At 51.1% G+C, this 7,236-nt stretch carries 3 protein-coding genes; 1 reads left to right on the top strand and 2 read right to left on the bottom strand.

Going from position 1 to position 7,236, the window contains the following annotated elements:
* Positions 1-1,519: 1,519 nt before the first annotated feature.
* Entirely contained in the window at positions 1,520-4,249 is a 2,730-nt protein-coding gene (gene adhE, locus BZG14_RS09495) for a bifunctional acetaldehyde-CoA/alcohol dehydrogenase (RefSeq protein WP_274532394.1), read from the bottom strand.
* Between the two features lie 642 nt (positions 4,250-4,891).
* Between adhE and BZG14_RS09490 the strand changes: the two genes are divergently transcribed.
* Positions 4,892-5,533 carry a YchE family NAAT transporter gene (locus tag BZG14_RS09490; protein WP_077608620.1) on the top strand — a complete coding sequence of 214 codons (642 nt, stop codon included), beginning with the start codon at positions 4,892-4,894 and terminating at the stop codon, positions 5,531-5,533.
* A gap of 140 nt (positions 5,534-5,673) precedes the next feature.
* On the opposite strand, the gene cysS is transcribed toward BZG14_RS09490, so the two are convergent.
* Entirely contained in the window at positions 5,674-7,074 is a 1,401-nt protein-coding gene (gene cysS / locus BZG14_RS09485; RefSeq protein WP_077608619.1) for a cysteine--tRNA ligase, read from the bottom strand.
* Positions 7,075-7,236 lie beyond the last annotated feature (162 nt).

Below are 7,236 nucleotides of genomic sequence, written 5' to 3'. Positions count from 1 at the left end.
CGCCAATGGCACCACCGATATATAAACCAGGCGTAGGTCGGACAAGCGCCAGTCCGATCTAAGCCTCGTGCATCGATGTGCCCTGCGCGCCTCCGACATTGAGGTCAAATTTGGCGCCAAACGTGACAGGCGCCCGTTGGCAATATGCACATGTCCATCATCGTGCTGGGGCTTGTGTCACCGTCGCCAATGGCACCACCGATATATAAACCAGGCGTAGGTCGGACAAGCGCCAGTCCGATCTAAGCCTCGTGCATCGATGTGCCCTGCGCGCCTCCGACATTGAGGTCAAATTTGGCGCCAAACGTGACAGGCGCCCGTTGACAATGTGCACATGTCCATCATCGTGCTGGGGCTTGTGTCACCTACGCCAATGGCACCACCGATATATAAACCAGGCGTAGGTCGGCATAAGCGCCAACTCGATCGCGCAAGCTTGGTGTGATTTCCGCCGCGCGCCATCCGACACCGGGGCCAAAGATTACCCCGGTCGTGACAGGCGCCCGTTGACAATGTGCACTTATCCAACATCTTGCCGGGGCTTGTGTCATCGTCGCCAATGGCACCACCGATATATAAACCAGGCGTAGGTCGGTATAAGCGCCAGCACAATGTCAATCATTATCACGATGTGGGCCGCGCGCCCGTTGCACGGCGCCATCGGACATCAAAGCCAACGATTAACCCCGATGTTAAATTTGGCGCCAAACGTGACAGGCGCCCGTTCACAATGTACACATATTCATCATCTTGCCGGGGCTTGTGTCATCGTCGCCAATGGCACCACCGATATATAAACCAGGCGTAGGTAGGCATAAGCGCCTTCTCGATCGCGCAAGCTTGGTGTGATTTCCGCCGCGCGCCCGTTGGCAATGTGCACATACCCATCATCGTGCTGGGGCTTGTGTCATCGTCGCCAATGGCACCACCGATATATAAACCAGGCGTAGGTCGGACAAGCGCCAGCACAATGCCAATCATTATCACGATGTGGGCCGCGCGCCCGTTGCACGGCGCCATCGGACACCGGGGCCAACGATTACCCCGATCGTGACAGGCGCCCGTTGGCAATGTGTACTTATCCAACATCTTGCCGGGGCTTGTGTCACCGTCGCCAATGGTACCACGGATATATAAACCAGGCGTAGGTCGGACAAGCGCCAGCACAATGTCAATCATTATCACGATGTGGGCCGCGCCATCCGACACCGGGACCAACGACTAACCTCGATGTTAAATTTGGCGCCAAACGTGACAGGCGCCCGTTGGCAATGTGTACCTATCCATCATGGTGCCAAGGCTTGTGTCATCGTCGCCAATGGCACCACCGATATATAAATTTTGTCATTGTATGCATTCCCACGCTGGAGCGTGGGAACGAGCAAGAAGCGAAGCGTCTCGTCTCTTTCCGTATTCCGTAAGCGAAGCGCTCTGGATTCTCGTGTCATCGTCGCCACGGGTAAAATCAAAAAGACCCGCCGGAGCGGGTCTTTGTCGTTAAGCAGTTGCCTAGGGTCTATTAGGCGTCTGCTTTTTCATCTTTTTTCACAGCTTTCGCGACTTTAGTCGGCGCGGCGGCTGGTCGGTCATCTTTCTTCTTGATCACCGTGGTGCCTTCAAAGGTTTCACATTCTACGTATGGTTTACCGTAGTAAGACGCAACCAACACATCTTTCAACTCTTTGATCAGTGGATAGCGTGGGTTAGCGCCTGTACATTGGTCATCGAACGCTTCTTCCGCCAGCTCATCCAGTTTGGCCATGAAGTCTGCTTCTGGTACACCCGCCGCTTGGATAGAGGTTGGGATGTCTAGTTTCAACTTCATGTCTTCCAACCAGGCTAGCAAACGCTCAATCTTCTGTGCGGTACGGTCACCGGCTTGAGCTAGGCCAAGGTGGTCAGCGATTTCTGCATAGCGACGACGTGCTTGTGGGCGGTCGTACTGTGAGAAAGCTGTTTGCTTGGTTGGGTTGTCATTGGCGTTGAAACGCACCACGTTGGAAATCAGCAATGCGTTCGCCAAACCGTGTGGTAGGTGGAACTCAGCACCGATTTTGTGCGCCATTGAGTGACACACACCCAAGAAGGCGTTAGCAAACGCGACACCGGCAATGGTGGCACCATTGTGCACTTTCTCACGTGCGATTGGGTCGTTTGCACCGTGCGTATAGCTCGCTGGCAGATAGTCTTTCAGCAGTTTCAACGCTTGCAGAGCTTGCCCTTCCGAGTACTCATTTGACAGGATAGACACGTAGGCTTCCATCGCGTGAGTAATCGCATCGTAACCACCAAAGGCAGTCAGTGACTTCGGCATGTTCATCACTAGGTTGGCATCCACAATTGCCATTTGTGGTGTCAGCTCGTAGTCGGCCAGTGGGTACTTCGCGCCCGTTTCATCGTCTGTCACTACCGCAAATGGCGTCACTTCTGAACCAGTACCTGATGTGGTTGTCACACAAACCAGCTCGGCTTTTTTACCCATTTTCGGGAACTTGTAGATACGTTTACGGATATCCATAAAGCGCATCGCTAGCTCTTCGAACGCCGTTTCAGGGTGCTCGTACATGACCCACATGATTTTCGCAGCATCCATCGGTGAACCACCACCTAGGGCAATAATCACGTCTGGCTGGAAGCTCTTCATCGCTTCCGCACCTTTGCGCACCACGGTCAATGTTGGATCCGCTTCTACTTCAAAGAAGGTATTCACGTCCATGCCTTGCGCTTTAAGCATTGACTCGATTTGCTCAGAATAACCGTTGTTAAACAGGAAACGGTCCGTCACGATCATCGCGCGTTTCTTGTCTTCTAAGTCACCCAATGCGATTGGCAAGCTGCCGCGACGGAAGTAGATCGATTTTGGTAGTTTGTGCCACAGCATATTCTCAGCTCGCTTCGCTACGGTTTTCTTGTTCATCAGGTGTTTAGGCCCAACGTTCTCAGAAATTGAGTTACCACCCCATGAGCCACAGCCCAATGTCAGTGATGGTGCAACGTTAAAGTTGTACAAGTCACCGATACCACCGTGCGTGGTTGGAATGTTCACCAGAATACGTGCTGTTTTCAGGCGATCACCGAAATACTTGATGCGATCTTGGTTAACGTCTTGGTTGGTATACAGGCCTGAGGTGTGGCCGATACCGCCCATTTCCACCATTTTGCAAGCCATGTCGACAGCGTGCTCAAAGCTCTTGGCGCGGAACATACCTAGGGTTGGAGAGAGTTTCTCGTGCGCAAACTCTTCTTCAATGCTGATTTCCAGCCCTTCACCAATCAGGATTTTAGTGTCTGATGGCACGCTTACGCCGGCCATCTCCGCAATCTTAGTGGCAGGTTGGCCCACGATATCCGCGTTAAGGTTACCGTTGATAAGTAGTACCTTACGCACTTTATCGGCGTCTGCTTTGCTCAATACATGGCCTTTGTGCGACGCAAAGCGTTCTTTCACTTCGTCGTACACTTCGTCCATCACGATAACCGCTTGCTCGGACGCACACACCACGCCGTTATCGAAGGTTTTTGACATCAGCACAGACGCGACAGCACGTTTAATGTCAGCGGTTTCATCGATAACCACAGGCACGTTACCCGCACCTACGCCAATCGCCGGTTTACCTGATGAGTATGCCGCTTTCACCATGCCTGGACCACCGGTCGCCAGAATCAGGTTAATGTCGTCGTGCTTCATCAGTGCGTTAGAAAGCTCAACTGATGGTTGGTCAATCCAGCCGATGATGTCTTTAGGTGCGCCCGCAGCCACGGCTGCATCAAGAACCAGTTTCGCCGCATCATTGGTCGAGTTTTTCGCACGTGGGTGTGGCGAGAAGATGATGCCGTTACGCGTTTTCAGTGAGATCAGTGATTTGAAGATCGCAGTCGACGTTGGGTTAGTCGTTGGCACGATACCGCAGATAAGCCCAACGGGCTCGGCGATAGTCATGGTGCCGAATTCGTCATTCTCTTCCAGAATGCCGCAGGTTTTGTCGTCTTTGTATTTGTTGTAGATGAACTCAGAGGCGAAGTGGTTTTTGATAACCTTGTCTTCGAGGATACCCATGCCTGACTCTTCAACGGCTTGTTTAGCCAACGGAATACGCGCGTTGTTTGCCGCTAGTGATGCAGCACGGAAGATTTTATCTACTTGCTCCTGTGAATAGGTAGCAAATTCTTGTTGTGCCTTTTTGACACGCTCAACCATCGCGTTGAGTTCGGCAATATTAGTAACAGGCATAGTTGTCTCCTGGTTCATATTTGAAAATCATTTAGTAACTGCTTGCGACCACCAGCCTACCCGATTGGTTGGGTTTTTGATGGCTGCCTGGCGTTTGACCCCTCTAACCGAGATTTCTTTACCCTAACGGCATCGCATTTAGTAAATAACTTTCAAAACTGAGTATAAGTTTTCACAGCGATAGCAACTTGATCTCGATCAGTTGTTATCAAATCAATCACAACGAATTTATTGCTTAACCCCCATGAACATTGGGTTTATTCATCATGTAGCACACAGGCCACGTGTCTAATCTTTTCACCAAAGTAACACGAGCTTTACATGTAAGGCCAACAAAAGCGGTGATTTTGTATTATTTTTTCAACAAAAAGAGAACGGCTACCATAAAGCTGTTTCTTTTATTCTTGTAAGCCCACCAATGTGACTCTTTTTTCTCTAGTGAGTAAAAACCGTTTAGTGGCTCAGTATAGTTTGCGCTAACAAACTTGCTCACTCATTTGGGGACTTTTTTGCTCCCTCCCATGACTTCGCTAAAACCGCAATCAAGACTTGCAGAAAATGCAAGGTTAAGCGGTTGGTTTTTAAGCTGAGGTCGCTATACTGGCCCCACCTTTTAACCCGAGAGAAACTGGACTTCCTCACAGCATCACGAGATTCGCCATGGCCGTTTTTGACACCATGATTTTTGTACAGTTTTTTGTCGGGCTTTTTGCCGCCGTGAACCCTATCGGTATCATGCCCGTTTTTGTGACCCTTACCGTGCATCTTGATAAGCAAGAACGAAACCGCACGGCATACACAGCCGCCATCGCGGTGGCGATCATCTTGATTGTTTCCTTGCTTGCCGGACAGATGTTGCTGGATTTGTTTAGTATCTCGCTCGACTCATTCCGGGTGGCCGGTGGCATGCTGCTGCTCAGTATCGCTTTTACCATGATGAACGGTAAGTTGGGGGAAGGTAAGCAAAACAAACAGGAGCAATCCGAGACCATCAGCCGTGAACAGGTGGGCGTGGTACCGCTGGCGATGCCACTGCTCGCCGGGCCAGGTGCGATCAGCTCAACCATTGTGTATGGCTCTCAGTACCCAGATACGTGGAGTACGATTACACTCATCACCACCCTAGTGCTGTTCTCTGCAGGGATTTGGGGGCTATTTAAAGTCGGTCCTGCAGTGGTGAAATTTTTAGGCCAAACGGGTATCAACGTTATTACGCGGATAATGGGCCTTATCCTTGGGTCCCTCGGGATTGAGTTTATTGCCTCTGGCATGCGGGCTTTGTTTCCAGGTTTAGCCACTTAAGGACTCATCGCTGACTTGATTCTGTTTTTAACGAGATCAACCAGCGGATATCGACCAACAACCCCCACAAAAACGGAGCCTTATTTGGCTCCGTTTCCATTAGATTGCTATTATTCTCGGCCGGATGGCGCTTTATCTGCTTACTTACGACGCCAGGTGGTGCCTTGCGGGCCGTCTTCCAGCACAATACCCATCGCGGTGAGCGCATCACGCGCGGCATCGGCGGTGGCAAAGTCTTTGGTTTTGCGAGCATCATTCCGTTTTTGAATGAGCGCCTCAATCTCAGCCACGTCATCATCAGCCCCTGCATCGCCTTGCAGGAAGCTATCCGCATCTTGCTCGAGTAAACCAAGAATCGACGCTAACTTGCGCATTTGCGCACCCAGTGCGGATGCCGCTGCCAAATCATCGCTACGTAAACGGTTAATCTCACGAGCCATATCGAATAGCACCGAATAGGCTTCTGGGGTGTTAAAGTCATCGTTCATCGCCGCTTCAAAGCGTGCCACGTATTCATCGCCACCGGCAGGTGCGGCCTGAGTGTCTAAACCGCGAAGCGAGGTGTATAGACGCTCAAGTGCTGAACGGGCTTGGTTGAGGTTTTCATCGCTGTAGTTCAACTGGCTGCGATAGTGACCTGAAAGCAGGAAATAGCGCACGGTTTCGGCATCATAGTGTGCTAGCACGTCACGGATGGTGAAAAAGTTACCCAAGGATTTGGACATCTTTTCACGATCAACCATCACCATGCCGCTATGCATCCAGGTGTTAACATATGGGGTGTCATGGGCGCAGCAAGATTGGGCTATTTCATTCTCATGGTGCGGGAACTGCAAATCAGAGCCACCACCATGAATATCAAAATGCTCGCCCAAGATCGCGGAGTTCATTGCCGAGCACTCAATGTGCCAGCCAGGGCGGCCTGGCCCCCAAGGCGACTCCCAGGTCGGCTCGCCAGGTTTCGACATTTTCCACACCACAAAATCGAGAGGACTGCGCTTGGCTGTCTCAACGTCAACGCGGGCGCCTGCTTGCAGCTGATCGAGATCTTGCTTCGATAGCTTGCCGTAATCGTCAAATTTGGCCACTTCAAACATCACATCGCCATTGTCCGCGACATACGCAAAGCCACGCTCAATTAGCTTTTCTACCAGTGCGATGATTTCGTCAATGTAGTCGGTCGCGCGTGGCTCGATGTCCGGACGCGCCATGTTCAAGGCATCAAAGTCTTGATACATTTCACCGATCAAACGCTCGGTCAATGCATCACAGCTCTCGCCATTTTCCGCCGCACGCTTGATGATCTTGTCATCGATATCCGTGATGTTGCGAACAAAGGTTAAATCAAAGCCCAAGTAGCGCAAGTAGCGCGCAATCATGTCAAACGAAACAAAGGTACGCCCGTGACCAATATGACAGAGATCGTAAATCGTCACCCCACACACATACATGCCGATTTTTCCCGGCGTGATGGGTTGAAAGACAGCTTTATCTCGCGTCAGTGAGTTGTAGATCTTTAACGGGGGGGTTTGCGTCGACATAATTATTTGATGACTCGTTACAATAGTGACAATGAGTAAGGTGAAGCAGCTATTACACCTTTTCTACTGGCTTGACGCAAGCCTCTCACACCCGCGACACCCGGTGAAACATTCAGACTAGGCTCACAACTTAGCGTTGAAACTCCCCTTATCGCTTGAGCT

This window comes from Salinivibrio sp. IB282 (assembly GCF_001995685.1).
Taxonomy (GTDB): domain Bacteria; phylum Pseudomonadota; class Gammaproteobacteria; order Enterobacterales; family Vibrionaceae; genus Salinivibrio; species Salinivibrio kushneri.
This window is presented reverse-complemented; position numbering and strand designations above follow the sequence as displayed.

Coding starts and splice junctions, on each gene's coding strand:
- cysS (WP_077608619.1), bottom strand. CDS start 7,074: ATGTCGACGCAAACCCCCCCGTTAAAGATCTACAACTCACTGACGCGA.
- BZG14_RS09490 (WP_077608620.1), top strand. CDS start 4,892: ATGGCCGTTTTTGACACCATGATTTTTGTACAGTTTTTTGTCGGGCTT.
- adhE (WP_274532394.1), bottom strand. CDS start 4,249: ATGAACCAGGAGACAACTATGCCTGTTACTAATATTGCCGAACTCAAC.